Consider the following 23,201-nt stretch of genomic DNA (forward strand, 5'->3'; position numbering starts at 1 on the left):
ATCTTAATCTTTATGAGCATCAATCAACCCCATTCCCTAACATTCCGCTCAGGGATTTATACTATGTGGCTTCTATGTACATGGAAATAATTTCTTTGAAAAAGACCTATGGACCTTCCATGGGTAACATTCCAAGCCCAAAGTTTTTTGTGTTCTATAATGGTAAGAAAGATATGCCAGATAAGGCGATTTATAAGCTTTCTGATATGTACAGTGTAAAAGATCCAAATCCTTCTCTTGAACTTATAGTTACAGCTTATAATGTTAACGAAGGCCATAATAAAGAGTTGATGGAAGCCTGTAAGACCCTAAAAAGTTATAGCATTTTTGTATCGAAAGTGCGAAAATATAGTAAACAAGTAGAAGCAGAGTATAATGCTACGCATTTAGAAACGTTGGAGATTTTAGTAGACAAAGCTTCAATTAAAAATGAGCTGCTTTCAAAGGCTGTCTCACGGGCAATTGACGAATGCATTTCAGAAGATATCCTTGCAGATTTTTTTCAAAGAACACCGGCAGGAGGTAATTGATATGAGTATAGCGGAGTATATTTCAGATGAGCTTGCTGAGGTTTATATTGAAGATGGATTTGATAGAGGTTTGGATAAAGGACTTAAAGAAGGACATAAAGAAGGACTTAAAGAAGGACATAAAGAAGGACGTCAGGATACAAACACTCTTTTTACTTGGCTCTTTGATCTAGATAGAGTAGAAGATGTTAAAAAAGCTGCCACAGACCCAAACGTTATGGATGCACTCATTCAGGAGTACAATGAGTGTCATGACGATAAACTGACATAAAACAACAATACCGACAATAACCACTTATGGCCTGCTTTATAGCAGGTCATTTTTTTATCTAGGGAAAGTATCAGATGCGTAATTCCAGGGACAATCATCTTTAGAATCTAATATTTTAGACAAGGCGTGGATGTTACAGTGGGAGAAATTAGGAACACAATTGCCTCTAATTATGAGGTGGAGTATACTTTTGCAGGGAAACGGGTATATTTAATTGTGATGAGGAAAGCATTTGCGATGACAGAAACATATAGAGAAATTATCAATAACACAAATAGGATATTAGATGAGTGGAAAAATAGTTCTTATGGAATAGCACCAACGTCAGTATCTGAGAAATTTGATAATACTAATATAGAATTATGTAAATCCTTAACTAATGTTTTGGGAATTTGGATAGAAAAGGACATTTTTCTCACAGACGGAGAACTAATACTTGCTAATGTTAACATGGGGGGAATAGTTGAGTACTGGCTTCAGTTTTTTTATACAGTATATTATGAAGAATATATAGATGCACCTATATATCGAAAGAATAATATTATTGAACCAGAGGACACAATGCTAAAACAACTACAAGACTACAGTGTTGGAATTCTTTGGGAAGAAACAGATAGTATTTACAAGTGGGTAGATTACCTAAGAGTTTGTAGAAATGCAATTCATCCATTTAAGAAAAGAGACTATGGCACTCCTAAGGATTTTTTAGATGGAGTAAATAGATTGGATGAACTAATACGGCTCATAGACTCTAGACTTCCAGATTTAGCATACTAACAGGTGCAAATCCTGGAGTTGTCAAAGCTATCGTCCAAGGATCCCTTGGAATAACGATTATCTTGCGTTGGTGAGGATGGAAGTCTTTAGGGGATACAGAAATCAATAAGAATTTTGAAAGTATCTTGGATAAGAATATGTAAAATTCTTGTCGCTCGCTTATTTCGAATAGAAAATGGATGATTTGGACAAATAGAATACCTTGTAATAACTAATTTTTTGACCTGATTTGACAGGTCATTTTTGTGATAAGAGCTATTATAACCAAATACTAAAGGTATTTAGCTTTTGAGATAAGCTGTTTTGTCAGCATAATAGTGAAATTTGCTAATAAATATTAAATTATTATAAAGATTTCTACATCTAGTACAATTGCCATTGAAGGATGGATATTGTATACTCTTGCGGATAGATGTTATTTGCCCGTATTTTGACTTCTTTGATTATATCAAAAAGAGAGAAATGATGATGAATATCCTATATATTGCATATTCCTGCAACCCTTTTGCTGGAAGTGAAGATAAAATTGGATGGTGCGTTCCTTTTGAAAGCTCCAAGACTAATAAAGTTGTGGTTATTACAAAAGAGGAGCAACGAGCCCCGATAACTCACTATCTGAAAAATCATTCTGTTGATAACATTGAATTTTATTATGTTGATATTCCTAGAATTTATAAAAAACTATTTAAGGGCTTTTTATATTCTGGGAGGTTGAATATATGGCATAGGCGAGCTTTACCTATCGTCAAGAGAATATGCGAAGAAAAGCACATCGATATCATTCATCAAATTACGCCCATAGAATTCAGGGCAATTGGTGATTATGGCATTATAGAAAATGTTCATTTTGTTTGCGGACCATTAGGTGGAGGTGAGTTTGTACCCAAAGGACTGAGTGATTATACAATGGGACATAGATTTATAGAATTTATTAGATTTGTTCTTAATCACTATTATAGAAAAAAACTATGTAATACTAATAAGCTGAAACGTAGTGATTACGTTATGTTTGCTAATAAAGAAACATATGATTTTCTGGGGGGAGATAATTGTAGCGGAGAGCTGGTTTTCGATAATGGCTTAAGGGAGGATGAAATATCGGAACTAACCAAAAAAGATAGTTGTATTTTTTTGTCAGCTGGAAGAATGATATACAGAAAAGGATATGATTTTCTTTTAGATGTTTTAATGACAATTCCTGAATCATTAAAGTATGAGGTTAGAATTGTTGGTGATGGCCCAGAACTTGAAAGATTAAGAAAACGATGTGCCAATGATCCAAATTTAACAAAGCATGTTTCGTTCATCGGAGCTATACCTTACGAGGAGATTGAAAAAGAATACATTAGAGCTAGTGCGTTTATTATGCCTAGCATTCGTGAAACTACTGGGACAGTTTTGCTAGAAGCTATGTCAAAGGGATTACCTGTAATAGCATTGAATAAATTTGGGGCTTCAACATTGTTTGATGAAACCACAGGTTGGCTTTTGGATGGCGATTCTAAGGAATCATATATTTCTTCTTTTGGTAAAGCTATTATTGAGTGTATTACATCACCTGAAAAAGTAGAATATCGTGGACAGAACGCTAGGAGACGAGCCGAGGAATATACTTGGATAGAAAAGAATAAAAAATATCAGAGTATCTATAACCAAATATTACATAATTAAGAATTTCTGTCATGTGAAGTTGGGAGAGTAATTAAGTGGAAAAAAAATATGAAGCTATCAATGGACTACGAGCTTATTCTTGTTTAGGAATAGTTATGATGCATATTTTATCAGTTGCAAAATATGCAACGAATGGTTTTGTTTTCAAACAAGTAATACCGTCATTCACCCACTTAGTGTTTTTGTTCATGACTATTAGTGGATTTGGGATGTGTTGTGGTTATTATGATAAATTTATGTCCGGGAAGATAGATATAGTTTCTTTTTATAGAAAAAGGTATTTAAAGATATTACCCTTCTTCGCTTTTCTTTCTGTAATAGATGTTATTTTAGCTCCTAGTATTAGTTCAGTATATGAGGCTTTTGCAAATGTAACTCTAGTATTTGGACTTATACCTAATGCTAATATATCTGTTATTGGTGTTGGGTGGTTTTTGGGAGTGGTTTTCGCTTTTTATTTCTTATTTCCATTCTATTGTTTTTTGTTGTCAACAAAGAAAAAAGCGTGGATTACGTTTGCAATTTCATGTGCTTTAAATTATATATGCAATGCATATTTTGGAGTAGAGAGAGAGTCGATAGTATTCTGTTTTTGTTTTTTTGTTTCGGGAGGAATCATTTATTTATATCGTGATCTCATAGCAAGTAAGAGAGGGATTAGATGGGCTGCGCTTTTTATAATGGTAATAATGAGCATGGTTTATTTTTCTGTTGCTACAAAAATCTTTATTATTCTGCTGTTTGATATTACTGCTGTGATATTTGCTGTAAGTCTTGTAGGAAATAATCTCTTGAATAATTGTATTACCAAATTTATCAGTGGATTCAGTCTTGAAATATACCTTTGTCATATGGTTATTTACAGGGCTGCAGAGAAAATGCATTTGCTAAGAATGACATCAAATGATTATATTAATTACTTTTTTACTGTTGTAATAGTTTTTTCTGGTGCTGTTCTTGTGGCTTGGGGATGGAAGGCAATAACTAGAGTTGTGGCTACATGGATGAAAAGATGATTATTGTATGATTTTTGCATAAAGCTTTTAAAAATGGAGGAAAGTATGGTTTTACTATTTTTTATGGACGGTGTAAAGTATGAAATGATGCAGAAACATATGCCATTTCTTGCGTCATTAAATACGAAACCGTTACAAAGTGAATTTGGTTATTCATGCGCTTGCCACGCTACAATGTATACAAGTAAGTACATTGATGAGCATAATACATGGTTTATATGGAAAAGAGGGAAGAATTCTCCGTATAAGTGGATCGAATATGTACCCGGACTTAAGTATTTAAACTTCCTGCCATTAAAGCTTCTTCTTGGAAAAGTGACTCGCAAGCTCAGCAAGAATTCATCTTACTCCGGTGTTTCATGCCTGGTGAATCTGCCGCTAAAATACTGGTCATTATTCGAACCTTGTGATGATGTTATGTGGAATGACCCCAAGTGGAAGTCAGACATACCAAACATGTTTACAATTCTTAGTAATCAGAAGGTTCCGCATCAGATTGTAGCCCTTCACAATGGCACAAAAGCCGATGATGCATTTGTAGAAGAGAAGGATGTTGATTATAAGAATAATGATTTTGTTTATTTCTTTATAGGTTATACAGACAATATAATGCACGCTGAAGGCGAAAACGGCGTTAAGGCCCAGCAGTATTTTTCACAGGTAGACAAGTTTATTGAGCAGACCTATCACAAGGCTCTTGAAGTAAAAGATGATGTTACGGTCATTGCCTTCTCTGATCATGGGCACATTGACCTGGAGCCTCCTTACCTTGATATTGACACATATTTCCAAAAGGAAAAGCTTCATGTAAATAACTATATTCATCTGATAGAATCCAATTATGCAAGATTCTGGTTCAGAAATGAAAAAGAGCGCAAGGAAGTGGAGAAAGTCATTTCTCTTATGAAAAAAGACGGCTTGGGATTTGTGTTGGATGATGAATATAAAGATAAATATCATTTACATATCAATGAGTTTGAGCATGGGGAGCTTATCTTTTATCTGAAAGCACCTCATGAGTTCACTAAGACTATTTGGGGATTTGGTCATAGTGTGAAATCAGGACATGGCTTTGAGCCTATTTTGCCAAAGCATTTTGGTATATTCTGTTCAAATAAGGAATTAGAAGATAATGATTTTGCATATTTACCGGATGTTCTTCCTTCTGTTCTTCATGAACTAAATATTCCGGTTAAGGATTACCAGTTTAGGGGCATGAGCCTTCTGAAGTGATCATAAGTTAAGGGGAAAAGTAAAACAATGAATGAACATGCAGACGCAATAAAAGCGTATATAGATGATCTGTTAAACAGGGTTATAGAGAGTACACTTGCCCATGGAGGAAAAGAGATTCTGGATTCTGTGATATTAACCGGTAGCCTTGGACGCAATGAACCTTCCATAGAGGTGGATGATCAGGGGAATATCACACTTCTTAGTGATGTTGAGATTGCATTTGTTCATTCAGGTAAAACTGAAAAGCTATTCCATCTTATAGATGCCGTATGCGGAGAATTTGAGGAAGATTTAAATATTTTTCCGGTTACAGTAAGCAGAGTGAAATATGCAGCAAATTTCAATCTCTCTTTTAGTTCGCCAAAGTATAAAACACTCTTCACTTTCGATTTGTTCAATGGCAGCAGAACTATCTGGGGGACTGATTATCTCTTAGGCAGAAAGGTGAGCATTGCTGAATGCGATGTATTTGAGGCAAAGAGACTGGTTGCCAACAGGATCGGAGAGCTAATATATCTTTCTTCCCATGATAAAAAGGAACTTCTTCAGATGCAGTGGAAGGGTAAGGTTATGCTTGCGATTGCCAGTGCATATCTGCTGCTTGACCAAAGATATGTTTCTTCCTATCACGGGCAGAGGGACAGGATCCTGGAATCAAAGGCTGAAGTTGACAATATCATAGGAGATGGTTTTACAGATATGTATTGTAAAACCTTTGATTTCCTCAGGGAATCCGGAGATCCATATTCGATACAGGACGAGGATCTAAGAAGATATGTTAAAAATGTGGGCTTGTTATTTGAAAAGAAAAATATTAAAAGATCTCGTGTCAATAGTCTTTCAAGAAAAGCCAAATATGTTGTCAAGTATTTAAAAACCGGATGTCATTATGGCATTACGGGATTTGAAAATGCTATTTTAGATTCACTTATACATGATTTTGCAGATAATGATGATAAGGTGATCATTGATGCAGAAACATGGAAAAAGGTATTATATTGATCATTTATAATGATCAGTATAACCGGGAGATACAGAATTATGAAAAGAGATTACTATAAAGTAAGCGTAATAGTACCAATATATAACGTTGAAAAGCAGCTAAAAAGGTGTGTTGACAGCATATTGGGGCAGAGTTATTCAAATTTGGAAATCATTCTTGTTGATGATGGTTCACCTGATAATTGCGGAGATATATGCGACCAGTACGCCGCTCAGGATTGCAGAATAAAAGTTGTTCATAAGGAAAATGGAGGACTTGGGTTTGCACGTAACAGCGGACTTGACATAGCCACAGGAAATTATGTAGTATTTATTGACTCTGATGATTATATTACAAGTGATTATGTAGAGAAGTTGTTATCGAGACTGGTGGAGAATAATGCTGATCTTGTGTTGGCAGGGCTTACCAGAGAAAGAAACGGCCAGAAGACTGATCATCCAACTACGGATACTGTTAAGGTCATTGAAACTCAGGATATAGTTGATACAGTTCTGCTTCCAATAATAGGTGCATCACCGAATTATTATACAGATGTAGAGCGGGAGATGAGTGTTTGCATCAACATGTATTGCATGGATATTATTTCTGAGAATCAGCTGAGATTTGTTTCTGAGCGTGAATATGTTTCAGAAGACTTCTTTTTTAATCTTAACTATCTTCTTAAGGTGAAAAAGGCGGTTCTGATTCCGGAGTGTATCTATATTTACTCTGATAATGTTACTTCGTTGACTAACACTTATAGAAGTGACAGATATGATAAATATAAAAAAATGATGATGGCAGAAACAGACATCATCAAAAGCAACAACATTTATGATATTGCTGTTTTACGTCTCTACAGAACTTTTATCATGAAGTGTAAAAAGTGTATTGCACTTATTGCTTTATCAGATATGCCGATTAAAGATCAGCTGCGTGAGTGCAGACACATTTTAAAGGATGATCTTTTTGTATCTGTGGTTAATGAGTACTACAGACATGTTTATCAAAATAAGCAAAAACTCTTTTTATTTTTGATGAAAAACAGGATGAGTATGACATTATTGCTGCTTTATAGGATTAAGAACCATGGTTAACAAAGAAAACATGTCGATTGTTTCAGTCATAATGCCCGTTTTTAATGGAGCAAAATGCTGCAAAAGAGCTATTGAAAGCGTTCTTCATCAAACCTACCAACAGATCGAACTTATTGTTGTTAATGACGGATCAACTGATGGAACTGAAGACATTGTTCAGGAAATTGCCGCCGTTGATGACAGATTGAAACTGATAAGCCAGGCCAATGCCGGTGTGTCTTCGGCTAGAAACAGGGGAATCAAGGAATCAAGCGGGGAGTACATTGCTTTTATTGATGCAGATGACTACATGAATAATACCTTTGTAGAGAAGATGCTGCATGCTATGTTACAGGAGCAGACTGATGTAGCATCTTGTGGATATACCTATGTTTATTCTGATGGACGTAGGACAGAAAAAACTGTTCCAGTTGGTGATAGAACGATAGATACAATTGAACAGTATGTATCTACAAATGTGATAAACCTTTTGTGGAATAAACTATACAAAAAGGCACTTATTTCGCATTTGTTTAATACTGACAGATCCATGGGGGAAGATTTAGAGTTTAATACATGGTATTTTACTAAGGTAGGTTCAATCAGTACAATATTTGAGCCTTTGTATGAGTACACTTATGACAGTGAGGGATCACTTACAAAAAAAGCTGATCTGGTCTGGAATTCAATTGTTGATGATTGGAACTGCTTGTTTAAACTATGTTTTATTGGTATCAAAAAAGAAACAATAAACGCCAAGATGTTTGATCGCTTATTGGATATTCTTAAGAAACAAAACAGACCGGGCGGAGTTAAAAATCTGCTGGAGAAGATTGAAAGTAATAGTGAATTAAAGGAACTTATTGAAAAAAGCAGTTTTAATAAAATAAAGTATAAAATGGCACAAAAGTTGATTAAAAAAGAATCAGCCGGGATGTTATTCTTATTTTTTTCACTGAAACAATGGCTGAAAAAAATATTGCATATGTAACTTGATTGCAGTGTTTGTTTAAAGAAGAGGAAGTATCGTTTTGCTTGATAATACAACTCGAAAAATAATTCATATAGATTCTCTTGTTATAATTACCATAGTGGTTACTTTGCAGAGTTTATTATGTGAATCAATTATAACAATGCGTTGGTTCCTTAATTACCTTGAAAAACCATTTTGGTTTACTTTTATTGCTTTTGCAATTCTTGAGATGATCCGAAACAAGGTAAATTTAAGAAGCCTTATGTACCTAGCAATTCCGCTTTTGTTGAGTTTTCATACTTCGCGCATTCTTATAAATAAGACTTTCGTTTTCACGTTTGCTCTTATGGTTTTTTGTAGCAATGACTCAATAGAGAAAGTTGTAAATATCATATATCATGTGACTCGAATTTTCTTTTGGTCGCATCTAGCATTGTTCTTTCTTTCGAGGTTATTGCCAATAGGGCTTAATGATTACGTCCTTTACGATGAACTGGGCGCTAGATATGGGATCTTTACATATAATCCCAATACTATAGCTCGGGTTTTTATCTTTTATGTTGCACTTAGTTGTTTTGTTCATGATATGGACTTATCTGTTAAAAAGTGGCTTATCATATTTGCTACAACAACTATTCTATTTTATCTAACCAGATCAGATGCGTTATATCTTGTTGGTGTGAGCTTTTTGCTGACAAAGGCAACTGGAAGCAGAGGGGTAGACAGGATATTGACGTTCATTGTTAAGTATGGGGTTCCAATTTTTACGGCATTTTCTTTAAGTATAGCTTGGACAAGCAGAATGCCATTTTTACAGCAATGGTTGCTACAACTAAATGTTTTAATGAGTAATCGGTTGACGTCAAATTTAAAAGCAATTGGATTATATGGATTAACCTGGTTTGGAAAAAACAGTGTATTCGGTAAATTATTTATTTATCAAGGAGTAACATATAACTATATTTATGCTGATAATATGTATGTTTACATGATGGTCCACTGGGGGCTAGTTTATCTGTTATTGTTTGCGTTTTTACTGTTTTGCTCGGCAGATAAGCTAAATTATAAAGCAAAGGCAATGATACTTATTCTACTTATGTATGGTATCGGTGAAAATGGTGTTATTGGTTTGTATTCATTTTTCTCTGTTCTTATAGCATTTAGTGGTATAGTCAAAAACGATTCTGAAAAGTTAGGAGTTTATTTAGGAGGAATTCAGTAGGGGTAATGAGACATGCATATCTGATAATTGCGCATAATCAGTTTCACTTGCTTAAAGAACTTCTTGTTTTGCTTGAGAATGAGGATAATGATATATTTATTCATCTTGATAGAAAGGTTAAACGAGCAGAGTTTGCGAATGTTATAGATTTGAATGAGTTCTCTAATGTTAATCTTATTCAAAAGCATAGTGTAACATGGGGAGGACATTCACAGATAAAATGTGAATTATCTCTGATCAAGGCAGCACTTGCAAATGATAATAAGTATGGATATCTGCATATTATATCTGGAGTTGATTTGCCAGTTAAATCAATGTTTTATATTAATGAATTCTTTGAACGTAACAAGGGCAAGGAATTTTTGGATTTTGACGATGTTCAGGATTTGAAACGAATTAATAATCGCTGCGGTGAGTATCATTTTTTCCAGGATATTATTGGTAGAAAAGAAATCGGTTTTTTATGCAAAATTGAAAGTGCACTGATACATATTCAGAAGAAATTAAATATTAACAGAACCAAAAAAATAGAGCATTATCTTGGAAAAGGGCCTAATTGGGTTAGTATTACATCTGATTTTGCAGAGTATATTGTAAAAAACGAAAGAATAATAAAAAAATACTTTTGGTTTACAAGATGTGCAGATGAAGTGTTTATGCATACATTGTTTAATATGTCTCCTTTTAAGAACAACTTGTATGTTCCAAATCCAAGTGATAATGTTGATTATTCCAATATGGTATATACAGACTGGGATAGAGGAAAACCGTATACGTTTAGTGATGAAGATTTGCCTGAATTGGTAGAGTCTTCATATTTATTTGCCAGAAAGTTTGATGAAGCAATAACTATAGAAAAATTGAAGGAGTTAATATTATGAAAATCGGTATCATGACATTTCAAGCGTCTCACAATTGCGGTTCAATGCTGCAGGCATATGCGTTACAGCACACATTGGCTCAAAGATATGGGGCTGATGTTGAGATAATAGATTTTGCCAATGCTGGGTCCAGAAATATGTATTCTATGGTTGACTTGGGGCTAAGTAAGGGAGCGATAAAAAATAACATAAACAATATTCGCTATTACAAAGTACTAAAAAAGTACCATTCAGAATATGAAGATTTTAAGAAAAAACATCTGGTTACCACAGAAAAAAAATACAAATCAGCAAAAGAACTTTTAGGAATTGAAAAGAACTATGATTTGTTGGTTTCTGGTGGAGATCAGGTATGGAATGTACGCTGTAATGATGCTGATGAAGCGTATTACCTTAGTTTTGCTAAAAATGTTAGGAAAGTTGCATATTCTCCAAGCATGGGCGGAGTAAATATCAATACGGCAGCTGTTGATGTGAATAAGTACAGAGAATATGTACTTGATTATGAAGCAGTGTCAATACGTGAGCCTAATGGACAAAAATGGCTGAAGGAATTAACAGGAAAAGAATACCCAATAATTGCAGATCCTGTTTTCCTTTTGTCACACAAAGAATGGATGCAGCAGTTCAAACTGCCTGATATTGAAGAAAAGTTTATATTTAATTACGCATTTTATCACAACCGTGAGGACGCCAATGAAGCACTTATGCGTATATCTAAGGAAACAGGTTTGCCAATTTATGTTATGGATACAAAGTCCTGGAATATATATCATTTGGACAAATATGGAATCAAAGCATATAAACAAACAGGGCCACTTGCATTCCTGACTTTGATGGATAAAGCTGAGATGGTTTTAACACAATCATTCCATGGAACAGTCTTCGCTTCAATGTTTCATAAGCCATTTTGGTCATATGTCACACCAAAGGAGATGAACAGGTCTGATGATGATAGGGCAACAGCAATTCTTGATCAGCTAGGACTCCGGGATAGATTTGTTGTTATCGATGATCTTCCCAAAATGGATTATATGAAGAAGATAGATTTTTCCGAGACAGATGTAAAGGTAGAAAAATTACGAGAGGATGCTTTTGCGTACATAGATTCATTTATGCAATAACGATTGGTGATATCAAAATGAAATTAAACAAAAAAGGGGCTGTTATACAATTATCAGGGATGATGATTGTGACATTGATAACCCAGTTTTTATCAATATATAAATCGTCATTGATTGCTGCAAATTTTGGTGTATCTGTAGAGATGGATGCTTATCATTTTGCAAACAATCTGAGTACTTTTTTTCTGACATTCATCAGTTCTGGTATAACAACAGTAATTATTCCTGCCTATATCAAGAAAATAGACAGAAAAGCAATAGACAGTTTTATAACAATAATTTTCAGTGCAGTAGGTTTCTTACTTTTGCTGGTGTTTCTGTTCAGAGGGCAGCTGGTACAGGTACTAGTTGACAGAGATGCTACTTTTAATAATTTTGTTTCTGATTACATGCTTTTGACCATGTGGATTCAGATTTTGCCAGCTATTTTAAGTGTGACAACTGCTTATTATCAGTGCATAAATCACTTTGTTGTCCCTAAAACAGTATTAATGCTATCTAATATTGGCATTATTATAGCTATACTAATGTACGATGAGTTTTCTGTACATCAATATTTGTTATTGCTTTTGGCTGGAGCTTTATTCCAGTTTATTTTAGATGTATCCATAGTAGTAAAACTTGGGTTTAGGTTTGTTCCAACATTGGATATACATAATACTGAATTGAAAGAATTATTGCATATATTTCTTCCTACAATTTTCAGTACGGGAATATATAAGATCAATACAATGGTTGATGCTTTACTTTCTTCCAATATAGGAGAGGGACAACTTACAATTTTGTCTTATGCAGATGGTATTGTAGGCATGATAAATACTTTGGTTATTGGAAATCTTACAGTATATGTCTATCCTAAAATTGTTGAAAGAATAAAGATAAGTCAGCAGGAATGCCAAAGGAGCTTGTGGCTGTACTCAGTTGCATTTCATGCGGTAGTATGTCTGATAATTGTTGGATTTGTTGCTTCCGGAAGAGAATTTATAGGAATATTGTATGAGCATGGAAAGTTTACTTCTGAGGCGGCTGATGCAGTTTATCTATGTATGTGCATATATGTATTTGGACAGCAGACAAATATTGTCAGAGATCTGATATACAGGTATTTTTACACAAATAAAAATACTAAAAGTACAGTGAAGAACGGACTAATTACCAGTATCACCAATATTACTGTCAGCATCATTCTGGTAAAGCCTTTTGGGGTTTACGGTATTATTTTGGGGACTGTTATAGCTGGAATTGTTTCAGTTATTATGATTACTATTCGAATGAAGAACAATTATGGTTTTATGATACCTATGAAACCTATAATAACTGATTTTTGCAAAACAGAAGTATGTACTGTACTAGGAATAGTTCTTGTGCTTGTAATAAAACATATTTTCCCTCAAATGAACATTTTCATGTCGTTTTTCTTTTTTGGATTTATTAGTATAGTTGTGTATGTCTTGTGTTTGTTGCTGGTAAGAAGTAGTTTGATTTCTTATGTAAAGGGTGCAAAAGTTTTCTAAATATTTTTAGTTTTTCAAAGGCAGGGAGATAAGGACTTTATAGGTTAGGTGAGCTAATAGAACAAGTAGCACAATGGTTACTTGGTTTAACAATAGGTTTTTTAATCGTTAATATAATTTGTTTTGGTTATACCAGGCAACCTGGATGGTTTGATACCCCATGTGGTGCTTCAGAGGCCGTAAGAGAGCCTAATTCAATAATTGTACATGGGACGGAAGGGTTTTCTGTCTCAAGGGTTGATGAAAATGGGTTCCCAAATCCCCCAAAGCAGTTATCTAACGATTATATTCTTATGATGGGAGCGTCACATACTTTTGCTAAGCAGGTTACTTCGAACGATAAGTATTTTCTTAATAGGATTAACAAAAAAGATTGTTTTTGCTGATAGGATAGGAGTAGCTGTAGACGCTGTATATAGTGTACCTGCTGCATATAATGGTACAAGTGTTCTGGTGGCTATTATTGGTTATTCTTTCCAGATTTATTGTGATTTTTCAGGTTACTCTAACATGGCAATTGGAATCGCTAAGATGTGGGACTTTGATTTAGGAGAATTTTAATACTCCTTACATTGCTAAAAATCCTTCTGATTTTTGGAGAAGATTGCATATTTCTCTTTCTACTTGTTTTTAGTGATTATGTTTATATCCCTTTTGGTGGAAGTAGAAGAGGAAGAGTAAGAACATACTTTAATCTGTTTATAACGATGGTATTAAGTGGCATATGGCATGGTGCTAATCTAACTTTCGTAGTATGGGGGATTATTCATGGAATAGGTTCTGCTATTCTTAAAGGAATGAATGATTTGTCAAAAAGCAGGAACAGTGATATTACAATTCCTACTGTGATTAAAATTTTAATGAATTTTGTATTTGTTTCATTTGCTTGGGTGTTTTTAGGGCTAAGAGCTTGATGCATGCCCCAAATATAATATCTAGTCTCTTTAATACAGTAAGCGCGAAAAAATCCGGTGGATGTCCATACAATCAATAATCACTCATAATGGATTTGAACTATAGACTACATTTTAGTGTGAACACTTGAACTCATGAACTACATTTTGGTGTCACATGGAAAGGATAGCTTATGTCAGATCCCAAGCAATATCGTACTAAAGAGGAGTGGTTCAAACTCATCCAGGAGTGCCGCAAAAGCGGTTTATCGGACGCTCAATGGTGCTCATTAAATGGTATTAATCGTTATTCATTCAACACAGCTATCAAAAGGCTACGGAAATGCTCTTATGCAATTCCTTCTCATAGCTTAGATGATATACATGACCTGACACTGCCAAGGCAGGATGTGGTCAAAGTGGATATCATTCCTGATATCCAGCCGCAACAGGAACTTGTTCCTGCAGTAACACCGCACCTTGACAATTCACATATGATAGAGATATCTCTTGGAGATGTACATATCTCTCTTTGCAACGGAGCTGATCATGATCTTGTAGCAAGTACACTTTCAGCATTAAGGAGTTTTGTATGATCGGCGATATAACAGCTGCAGATGAGATATACATTGTCTGTGGCTATACCGACATGAGGAAGTCCATTGATGGTCTGTGTGCAATAATCGAGGATAAACTCCACATGGATCCTAGAAGCAGAGCACTCTACCTCTTCTGTGGTAGAAGGGCCGACAGATTCAAGATGCTTCTTTGGGAGCCTGATGGTTTTATCCTGTTCTACAAAAGGTTGTCTGCAGAGCAGGGAAGATATCGATGGCCAAGGAACAAGGACGAAGTGAGAAATCTTACCTGGCGTGAGTTTGACTGGCTTCTCTCAGGTATCGATATTGAGCAGCCTAAGGCCATTAGAGCCTCTTAATGCGCACATTTCCCGATTTGTGCACCTTTTTGTAAATGCCCTAAATCGGATTAATACAGATCCTTTATTCCAAGCACTTTGGCATATTTGCCGATATTAATTCACTCCGATGTCTGATAAAATCTATATATCAGACGTAAGGAGACCTTCATGGCAAAGGATTCCAGGGACCAGCAGCTCATCGAGCTGAAGGACAATGTAAAGGAACTGAATACGACCATCAAGAATCTCAATGCTGTGATCGAAGTATTAAACAAGCGTGAGGAGGAGCATCTTCTCAAGGAGCAGGAACATTTGGAAAGAGAAAAGGTACTGCAGGAGCAGATCGATTATCTTACCAAGAAGCTCTTTGGCAAGTCCAGTGAAAAACGTGATGACTTCGAAGGCCAGATGAGTCTCTTTAATGAGGCTGAAACTCTTAAGACGGAGCCTGATCCGGAAGAACAGGAATTCATAACCGTCGAAAAGCATTCCCGCAAGAAGAAATCAAAAATGGCTGATAAATTTGCGAACGTTCCGGTACAGAAAAAGTATATCGATGTACCGGAAGAAGATCGCGTCTGCGGCAAGTGTGGAACTGCGCTTGAAAGAATAGGTGAGGAATACGTCCGCAGGGAAATAGAGATCATAAAGCCATCCATAAAGATCATCGAGTACTACAGCATCACTTATGGATGCCCCAAGTGCAAGGAAGACGCCGAAAAACCTTTTATTGTGAAAGGGCGTGATGTAAAGCCTCACCTGCTGCATGGAATGGCTTCTGCAGGAATGGTTGCCTGGGTAATGTACCAGAAATATGTAAATGCACTTCCTCTTTATAGGCAGGAACGAGACTTCAAACTTCTTTACAACGTAGATATCTGCAGGGGTACGATTGCTAACTGGATCATCAACAATGCTGAAGACTTTCTTTCTCCTCTCTGCAATTACTTTAGGCGAAAGCTTGTATCAAGCAGGTACGCAATGGCCGATGAAACTCCGGTCCAGGTACTTAAAGAGAAAGGACGAAGACCTGAATCAAAGTCATATATGTGGGTCTTCAGAACCGGTGAGTATGATAAGCAGCAGATAGTTCTGTTCCATTACTCTGAGACCAGGGCAGGCGACACTGCCAAGGAATTCCTTGAGGGATTCCACGGATACCTGATGACTGATGGGTATAGTGGATACAACAAACTCAAGGACTGCACGCGGACATCCTGTTGGGCACATGTTCGCAGGTATCTGGTAGATGCCATCCCAAAGGGCAAAGAGTATGATCATACACAGCCTGCTGTACAGGGACTGGTATATATCGACAAGCTCTTCGACATGGAAAAGAAGATCCATGGTAAGACGGGCGTTACTTTTGATGCCATAAAAGAATACCGTCTTGAAAAAGAAGTTCCTGTTCTTGATGGATTCTGGGAATGGCTTGATGTCCAGAAGCCGATTCGTGGTTCGAGGATGGAAAAGGCGGTCACCTATATCAGGAACAGAAAGCAGTTCCTGCTCACATATCTTGAAGATGGCGGAACCAGTTTTCATAACAACACATCAGAGCGCAGCTGCAAAGCTTTTGTAACCGGACGAAAGAACTGGATGTTCTCTGATACTCCTAACGGAGCAAATGCCAGCGCCTATGTTTATTCCATTGTTGAAACAGCCAAGGCCAATAACGTGGATATTTACCATTACCTTAAATACCTCATGCTCGAAACTCCAACAAATCTTACTACTGACGATAAGCTTGAAAGGCTATGTCCATGGAATCCAGAATGTAAGGAAGCCATCGAAAAACTTTATGCTGAACGTCAGAAAGAGATCTTCGATGCAATGTAATTTATATCATATGTGAATTGTCAAGGTGCTCCAGCTTCGCAAGAGGCTGGGGTATATTTTATGGGCAAAAGCCCTTGTACCCGATTGACATAAGTTGTCCGGGAGTGCAACCCGGCGGATTATTTTGCGCTTAGTGCGCCCAGCAAAGGGCATGGCATTTAATGGGTGGAAATCCCATTTGGTAAGGTCTAGCCAACCACCAATAGCGACCTTGAACATGCGTTGGTAACAGCGTAGGTTAAGCGTAGGAAGTTAGGCGATAGGGTCATAAGGCATGTTAGCCCCGAAATAAATTAAGATGGTGTGCCGACGTAATTAAGCGATGCGGAAGGCAACACGCGTGCAATTGCTAATGGCGAAGATTGCCGCGACGCCACGGGGTTGAGAGTCAGCCATGTCGCACAATGGTGTCATGTCAACTGGGGAGAGCCTGTGACTTCCATATCAGGGCAAGTGTGAAGCCCCTAATGTATAAGTGGTATGCCCGACAACTCACGAAGGAGGGCAAATGAGTCATAGGCAGTCGGATGGCCGCATAGTACCGATGAAGGAGGGTAATGCCTCTGGAGGGAAGGCGAGAAAGGGCTATACCTCTAAGCCCTGCCATGCAAAGCTATATCTTTGAGGAAACATTATCCATACACAGAGGTGGAACAATAATGTTAACGAAATTGGAGAGAATATCGCAATTATCAAAAGAAAACCCTGAAATGGTCTTTACTTCCATTGGACATCTCATTGACAAGGAAATGTTAATGGAATGTCACAATAAGATGGAAAAGGATAAAGCCGTAGGAATCGACGGAGTAACAAAAGAGGAATACGGGAATAATCTTGATGAGAACCTTGATAGGCTAATAGCGAGTCTGAAGAAGAAATCATATAGGCCACAACCTGCAAAGAGAGTTGAGATACCAAAGGGAAATGGAAAGACCAGACCTTTAAGTATCTACTGTTATGAAGATAAGCTGGTACAAGAAGCGCTTAGGCGCATATTGGAAGCAGTCTTTGAACCTCATTTCTATGAGGAGATGATGGGATTCAGGAACGGCCGTAGCTGTCATATGGCACTAAGAAAACTAAATTCTATGATTGAGAAACAGAAGACAAACTATATACTTGACGCCGATATTAAAGGGTTCTTCGACCATATCGACCATAGATGGGCAGTCAAATTTGTAGAGTCAAGGATTAAAGACCCGAACGTTATACGACTGGTTAGGCGGATGCTGAAATCAGGGATAATAAAGGACTTTCAATATGAGGAAACAGAAGAAGGTAGTGGACAAGGGTCGGTCTGTTCACCTGTCATAGCAAATATATACATGCATTACGTATTTCTGTGGTGGTTTAATGATGTTGTTAAGCCACAGTTGAGAGGCTATGCAGGGGCGGTAGTTTATGCGGATGACTTTGTTGTATGCTTTCAGTACAAAGATGAAGCTGAACAATTCTACAAAAGGCTGAAACACAGAATGGAATACTTTGGACTGGAACTGGAAGAAAGCAAGAGTCGACTGATTGAATTCGGTAGATTTGCCGAAAGAGACAGGCGAAACAGAGGGCAGGGAAAACCTGAAACCTTCGACTTTCTGGGTTTTACACACTACTGTTCCAAGAGTCGGAACGGGAAGTTCAGGGTGAAGAGGAAGACTAGCAAGAAAAAGTTCACAAAGAAATGCAAAGAAGTCAATCGATGGTTGGCTGATATGAGAACCTTGCCGTTACAGGAAATTATTAAGAGAGTGAACAGCATGCTAGTTGGATATTTCCATTACTACGGGATCACTGACAACTCAAAGGCTATATCTGATTTTAAATATATAGTACGAAAGCTTCTGTTCAAGTGGCTTAACCGCAGAAGCCAGCGGCGAAGTTATAACTGGGGCCAGTTCAACGATATGTTGAGAGACTACCCCCTTGCAACGCCCAGAACGTACGTCAGTATCTATGAATGATGGTTGTTGAATAATTTACTTTGCAAGGAGCCGGATGCGAGAAAGACGCACGTCCGGTTCTGTAGAGGGATAAGGGGAGAAATCCCCTTATCTACTCGACCTTAATACAGAAGGTTTGATGTATATCAATGTATATACTGTGATTTATGTTTTTATTTTAGTGTCCTTTAACATATTTGCACAAAAGCGGAATAGTGGAGATGTATTCACTATTAATTTGAATTTGGACAAGTTTAATAATAAGTTGATTATAGCTATTTGGGGATGGCTTATTGTATTGTTTATGTACAGCGGTAATTCTGCATTTATTTATGCGAATTTCTGATGAAATATATAGTATGGATTTGTTATTCTAATTATTTGGAGGATGCTTGATGCAAAAAGCGTTAAATAGTAAGGCGTTGAATGGAATCAAATTATTTGCCATATTGGGAATGATCTGCTACCATTCTGGCTTGCTTAAAAGTATTGATTATGGTGCAGTAGCATGTATTTTTTTCTTTATTGTATCAGGATTTACAACAGCCTATAGACATATTGGCAGTAAGGATAATAATACTGAATTTGCATTAAAGTACTATAACAAGAAATTAAAGTCATTGTATTTTCCTTATTATGTGTCATTTGCCCTTTCAATCCCATTTGTCATTCTTGAGGTCAAATCTTTAGAAGATGGCTTTGAAGCATTATGTAATAGCTTTTTCCATGTTTTTTTTATACAAAGCTGGTTTCCCAATATTACATACAAATTTAATGCAATTGCCTGGTTTACCAGTGCTATGTTGTTTTGTTATCTGCTGACGCCGGTACTGATAGTAGTGCTCAACAGGATTACTTCTCGCAAGGCTGTTTTTTCTTGTCTGATCATTACATTACTACTGCATTTGTTTTTGGAATTTTGCAGCATTAAGTATCCGGATGTTTTTACTTACAGCATGCACTCAAATCCAATAATCAAATGCATAGAATATGTACTTGGAATGATGCTTGCAATTTATTATAAACAGTTGAAGGCAAGCAAGGAAAAGAACACTATCATTTATACTGTACTTGAAGTTTTGATTATATTGCTGGATTATGTGGCTGCACGTGCAGTAGTGTTGAGTGGGTATAAGACAGTAATACTTATTCCCTTATGTCTGACTGTATTTCTGTTTTCAGTGGGACAAGGGTATGTTAGTAGAATCATTTCTGTTAATGCTATACAGAAGCTGGCGGCTTTACAGGGATTTATATATTTATTCCATTATGTTGCTATCAACTATACACGCATCATGTTAACTGTCATTAGGCATAAGAAAATATATGAAAACAAACCAGTATTCTCTATTTTGTGTATTTTGACAACAATATTGTTGTCATATATAATGACACTGATTTATTCAAAAATAAGCACAAGAAAAAAATAATTTGATAATAAATTTATGATAGATGAAAAAATGCGACAACCCGCAATGAGCTGCCGCATTTTTTTATTTCAGTGATGAAATTGTTCTTGATATTTGAGACTTGTATTTAGATACAGCGCCAGTGTTTACTGTGTTAGTTGCAAAAAATTCGTCATTTCCATTTATTATGGCGCTTGGGGCGCAGGCTATATAGTTATCATGTACTCTGCACCAAGGTCTTTGATTTTTACCAAACGCTAGACCTGAATAAGAAGTATTGTAGCCGTAGTTAGAATGGATATCTATGGATGATTCACTGCTGTCACAGCCCCAAATGCACATAAGAGAAGTGTATGCAGTTGAATCCCTGTAGCCATTTGTGATATCTTTTGCACCCTCAAATATATTATTCATAACAGTCATGTTCTTTATAGAGTGCGCTGTTCCGTACTGGAAAAATTCGAAGCAGTAATTACAGTTTTTTACGTAATTGCCGTCAAATACTATATTGTCTGAATTTTCTTGGAAGGCTTCTGCGGTGATTTGGGCAGTGATACCAGAGTCGTAGCAGTTCTCAACATAGTTATTTACAATAAAACAGTTGTGGGAACCGGTAGCCCATATTTGAATACCATTTCCGTATTTATTCTTATTGCCTTTGTTAAGGTAAGCGCTACCAATATCGTGAACATAGCAGCGATTTACAAGGATATTGTTTCCGCTAGTAATACTTATACCGTGCTTGCCGGTACCTGTAATCTCCATTTTATCTATGATTACGTTCTGAGCGCCATCTGCAATCTGTAATCCGTTTGAATCCAGAGCATATTTCATTTTTTTACCAGATAGAGGCTTACTGGATTTAATATATAACATTCCAGTGGATGCATCTATATAATAATCATTATTTTTTCCTGAGGGGGCGGCTACTTTTTGCCAGTTTATGCTGCCTCCATCAATTCTGATCCATCCAGTGTCAATATCTGCATTATTGAGCTTGATCATATAAACTGTACTGTCAAAACCGGTGGGCTCAAAATTGGAAACGCAGTCCTGAACAAAATTTAGCTTGGCGCGTTTATTTCCACCATATACAGAAAGCTGTGTATTGGAAGCAATTTTGATACTTGATGAGAAGTTAAATGTATCTCCACTCTTCAGTAGAACATTGCAGCCTCCGGAAGCTAAATAGGGCTGAGGATTAAGCTTGGGGGTAGAAGAACTAAGACCATCATTGGCATCATTTCCTTTACTTGAAAAATACAGGGTGCTGCCACATTCAAAAGGAGTTATGTAACTATAAGATGCTGCTGCCTGAACACTACTTGCAGCATTCGGTAAAAAAAATGCCCCAACAAAAGCTAGTAAAAGTATAAATAATCGAAATAATAAAATAAGCTTGTTTCTCTTTTTCATTGCATTTTCCCCTTCATAATAAAATCATTAGAACTCATAAGAATAATCAGTAAAAAGAATAAGAAGTGAAACATATTTGCTGAGCTTAGCATACATATGGCATATGTGATAAATGATAATGCCAGATTTCTCTTAAGCAAATGAACTTTTATTCCTTTTCCTATAATTACAATATACAAACTAAGTAAAACAAAAGCAATTATTCCCAGCAATCCCTCGTCGCAGGCTATTTCAACATAACCCACATCATAGGTGACGGATGGTACCCATTTTCCATTGCGCAAGTAACGAACATCCTTTCTTACCTGAGCACCGGAACCTAGTCCAAATAACGGGTTTGTCTGCAGAGTATAAATTATGCCAGTAAATTGCCTAGTTCGTGAGGCGGTCCCACCATATCCCGTTGACACGCCATCATTACCACCATATCCTTCCACACCATCCGGAGCACCCTCATCCAGATCAAAATTATACCCGAATTCATTAAGAATTGACTTTCCTGTTCCTTCGTAGAAATATCTGCAGTTTGGACTGCATAAACTTAGTATTCCCAAGACAATTCCGACTGACAGTAATACAACTAGAGAGTCTTGAAATACTTTCTTCCAAGTAGGCTTTTCAAACGCCAATACTATATAGAACAATACTGCTAAGACTACAAAAAAGATTAGATCTGACCTGCATCCTGAGTGGATATTGGCTAGTATATCAAGGACAACTATAAACAGATAGGATTTCTTTTTGTGGATGGCGTAAGCATAGAGGATAAGTGGGAGCATTATAACGCACATATTACCATAGAAGTTTGGAAGTCCCATTGTCACGGTTGAGCGCAAAAGTCCCAGGCGTAAGTGATATGCATTTAGCATTGGACGGTTGACAGTATACAGCATATTACCAAATTTGAATCCGTATAGGCTTTCGATTATTCCAATTATAAACATTGCGCAGCAAGCCCATACGATTGCTGTTATTAGATTATCAATTTCTTTCTTGGTTGGAGAAAGCATCCTGATGGCAAATATCAGTAAAAGCTGCTCAAATATAATTTCCAATATTGTCTTGATGGCCTGAGCATACGTAAAGACGTAATACAGGTTGGATACAATCCGGAAAAGGAAGTAGCCAATCAGTAAATAATTGACTTTAGACATAGACTTGATTTTGGAGAAGGAAAGGGATAGATTCTGCCTGCGATTTATGAATGCATATACATAAAATATCACAAACATAATACGTGTGACCGTAAGAATTGGTAACGCCTCCGAAAACTCAAAGCCATAGAACTCCGGAAGAAATAACAACATGATAAAAAAGAGGCATGGGTAAGTTTTCTTTTTAAAACACACAATGTTTGCAATAAGGAGCGCTATAGAAAAAACAATAACAAATAAAAAATAATAAATGTACATAAAAAAAGTCCCTTCATATACTGTATGATACCTATTATATCGTAATTATAGAGAAATTATATTGAGTTTTTTTTCTGTCACCATTAAAATGATTTCTATAGCT

21 protein-coding genes and 1 pseudogene are annotated in these 23,201 nt (G+C 36.4%); 20 read left to right on the forward strand and 2 right to left on the reverse strand.

The window, feature by feature from the left end; all coding sequences use genetic code 11:
- From BO18_RS28300 to BO18_RS28385, 20 genes and pseudogenes are all read left to right on the forward strand, one after another.
- Nucleotides 1–530: pseudogene (locus tag BO18_RS28300) on the forward strand (hypothetical protein); the annotation flags it as partial.
- 1 nt (nucleotide 531) lies between these two features.
- Nucleotides 532–801, forward strand: a complete 270-nt coding sequence (locus tag BO18_RS33765) for a hypothetical protein (protein WP_051689263.1) — start codon at nucleotides 532–534, stop codon at nucleotides 799–801.
- A gap of 138 nt (nucleotides 802–939) precedes the next feature.
- On the forward strand, nucleotides 940–1,578 hold the full coding sequence (locus BO18_RS28305; protein WP_034451974.1) for a hypothetical protein: 639 nt from the start codon (nucleotides 940–942) through the stop codon (nucleotides 1,576–1,578).
- A 462-nt stretch (nucleotides 1,579–2,040) separates the two neighbouring features.
- Complete coding sequence (locus tag BO18_RS28310) at nucleotides 2,041–3,249, forward strand: glycosyltransferase family 4 protein (RefSeq protein WP_081861315.1); 1,209 nt, start codon at nucleotides 2,041–2,043, stop codon at nucleotides 3,247–3,249.
- A gap of 35 nt (nucleotides 3,250–3,284) precedes the next feature.
- Complete coding sequence (locus BO18_RS28315) at nucleotides 3,285–4,265, forward strand: acyltransferase family protein (RefSeq protein WP_034451978.1); 981 nt, start codon at nucleotides 3,285–3,287, stop codon at nucleotides 4,263–4,265.
- A gap of 45 nt (nucleotides 4,266–4,310) precedes the next feature.
- Nucleotides 4,311–5,498 carry an alkaline phosphatase family protein gene (locus tag BO18_RS28320; RefSeq protein ID WP_185752623.1) on the forward strand — a complete coding sequence of 396 codons (1,188 nt, stop codon included), beginning with the start codon at nucleotides 4,311–4,313 and terminating at the stop codon, nucleotides 5,496–5,498.
- A gap of 27 nt (nucleotides 5,499–5,525) precedes the next feature.
- Complete coding sequence (locus tag BO18_RS28325; protein ID WP_034451980.1) at nucleotides 5,526–6,503, forward strand: hypothetical protein; 978 nt, start codon at nucleotides 5,526–5,528, stop codon at nucleotides 6,501–6,503.
- A 39-nt stretch (nucleotides 6,504–6,542) separates the two neighbouring features.
- Nucleotides 6,543–7,580 carry a glycosyltransferase gene (locus BO18_RS28330; RefSeq protein ID WP_051689264.1) on the forward strand — a complete coding sequence of 346 codons (1,038 nt, stop codon included), beginning with the start codon at nucleotides 6,543–6,545 and terminating at the stop codon, nucleotides 7,578–7,580.
- On the forward strand, nucleotides 7,573–8,550 hold the full coding sequence (locus BO18_RS33770; protein WP_051689265.1) for a glycosyltransferase family 2 protein: 978 nt from the start codon (nucleotides 7,573–7,575) through the stop codon (nucleotides 8,548–8,550). The genes BO18_RS28330 and BO18_RS33770 overlap by 8 nt, the downstream gene beginning before the upstream one ends.
- Nucleotides 8,551–8,590: 40 nt before the next feature.
- The gene (locus BO18_RS28340; RefSeq protein ID WP_034451981.1) at nucleotides 8,591–9,754 is read left to right on the forward strand and encodes a hypothetical protein; all 1,164 of its coding nucleotides are present in this window, start codon (nucleotides 8,591–8,593) and stop codon (nucleotides 9,752–9,754) included.
- A gap of 5 nt (nucleotides 9,755–9,759) precedes the next feature.
- A complete protein-coding gene (locus tag BO18_RS28345) occupies nucleotides 9,760–10,635 on the forward strand; it encodes a beta-1,6-N-acetylglucosaminyltransferase (protein ID WP_034451983.1) in 876 nt (291 codons plus the stop codon).
- Nucleotides 10,632–11,759, forward strand: coding sequence for a polysaccharide pyruvyl transferase family protein (locus tag BO18_RS28350; RefSeq protein WP_034451986.1), 1,128 nt, complete (start codon nucleotides 10,632–10,634; stop codon nucleotides 11,757–11,759). Before BO18_RS28345 ends, BO18_RS28350 begins: the two co-directional genes overlap by 4 nt.
- A gap of 17 nt (nucleotides 11,760–11,776) precedes the next feature.
- A complete protein-coding gene (gene murJ / locus BO18_RS28355) occupies nucleotides 11,777–13,273 on the forward strand; it encodes a murein biosynthesis integral membrane protein MurJ (RefSeq protein WP_034451988.1) in 1,497 nt (498 codons plus the stop codon).
- Between the two features lie 315 nt (nucleotides 13,274–13,588).
- Entirely contained in the window at nucleotides 13,589–13,834 is a 246-nt protein-coding gene (locus tag BO18_RS33775; protein ID WP_051689266.1) for a hypothetical protein, read from the forward strand.
- 11 nt (nucleotides 13,835–13,845) lie between these two features.
- Complete coding sequence (locus BO18_RS36675) at nucleotides 13,846–14,187, forward strand: MBOAT family O-acyltransferase (RefSeq protein ID WP_051689267.1); 342 nt, start codon at nucleotides 13,846–13,848, stop codon at nucleotides 14,185–14,187.
- 173 nt (nucleotides 14,188–14,360) lie between these two features.
- On the forward strand, nucleotides 14,361–14,762 hold the full coding sequence (tnpA, locus tag BO18_RS35210; protein ID WP_185752624.1) for an IS66 family insertion sequence element accessory protein TnpA: 402 nt from the start codon (nucleotides 14,361–14,363) through the stop codon (nucleotides 14,760–14,762).
- Nucleotides 14,759–15,103 (forward strand): IS66 family insertion sequence element accessory protein TnpB, encoded by a 345-nt coding sequence (tnpB, locus tag BO18_RS28365; RefSeq protein WP_024864678.1) that lies wholly within the window; start codon nucleotides 14,759–14,761, stop codon nucleotides 15,101–15,103. The genes tnpA and tnpB overlap by 4 nt, the downstream gene beginning before the upstream one ends.
- 150 nt (nucleotides 15,104–15,253) lie before the next feature.
- Nucleotides 15,254–16,924 (forward strand): IS66 family transposase, encoded by a 1,671-nt coding sequence (gene tnpC, locus BO18_RS28370; protein WP_051689268.1) that lies wholly within the window; start codon nucleotides 15,254–15,256, stop codon nucleotides 16,922–16,924.
- 659 nt (nucleotides 16,925–17,583) lie between these two features.
- Complete coding sequence (ltrA, locus tag BO18_RS28375) at nucleotides 17,584–18,882, forward strand: group II intron reverse transcriptase/maturase (protein WP_029320732.1); 1,299 nt, start codon at nucleotides 17,584–17,586, stop codon at nucleotides 18,880–18,882.
- 374 nt (nucleotides 18,883–19,256) lie between these two features.
- Nucleotides 19,257–20,291 carry an acyltransferase family protein gene (locus tag BO18_RS28385; protein WP_034451993.1) on the forward strand — a complete coding sequence of 345 codons (1,035 nt, stop codon included), beginning with the start codon at nucleotides 19,257–19,259 and terminating at the stop codon, nucleotides 20,289–20,291.
- Between the two features lie 63 nt (nucleotides 20,292–20,354).
- Here BO18_RS28385 and BO18_RS28390 read toward each other — a convergent pair whose 3' ends face one another.
- Nucleotides 20,355–21,686, reverse strand: coding sequence for a right-handed parallel beta-helix repeat-containing protein (locus tag BO18_RS28390; protein ID WP_034451995.1), 1,332 nt, complete (start codon nucleotides 21,684–21,686; stop codon nucleotides 20,355–20,357).
- Nucleotides 21,683–23,098 carry an O-antigen ligase family protein gene (locus BO18_RS28395; protein ID WP_034451996.1) on the reverse strand — a complete coding sequence of 472 codons (1,416 nt, stop codon included), beginning with the start codon at nucleotides 23,096–23,098 and terminating at the stop codon, nucleotides 21,683–21,685. The genes BO18_RS28390 and BO18_RS28395 overlap by 4 nt, the downstream gene beginning before the upstream one ends.
- Nucleotides 23,099–23,201: the final 103 nt, after the last annotated feature.

This window comes from Butyrivibrio sp. AE2032, from assembly GCF_000702965.1.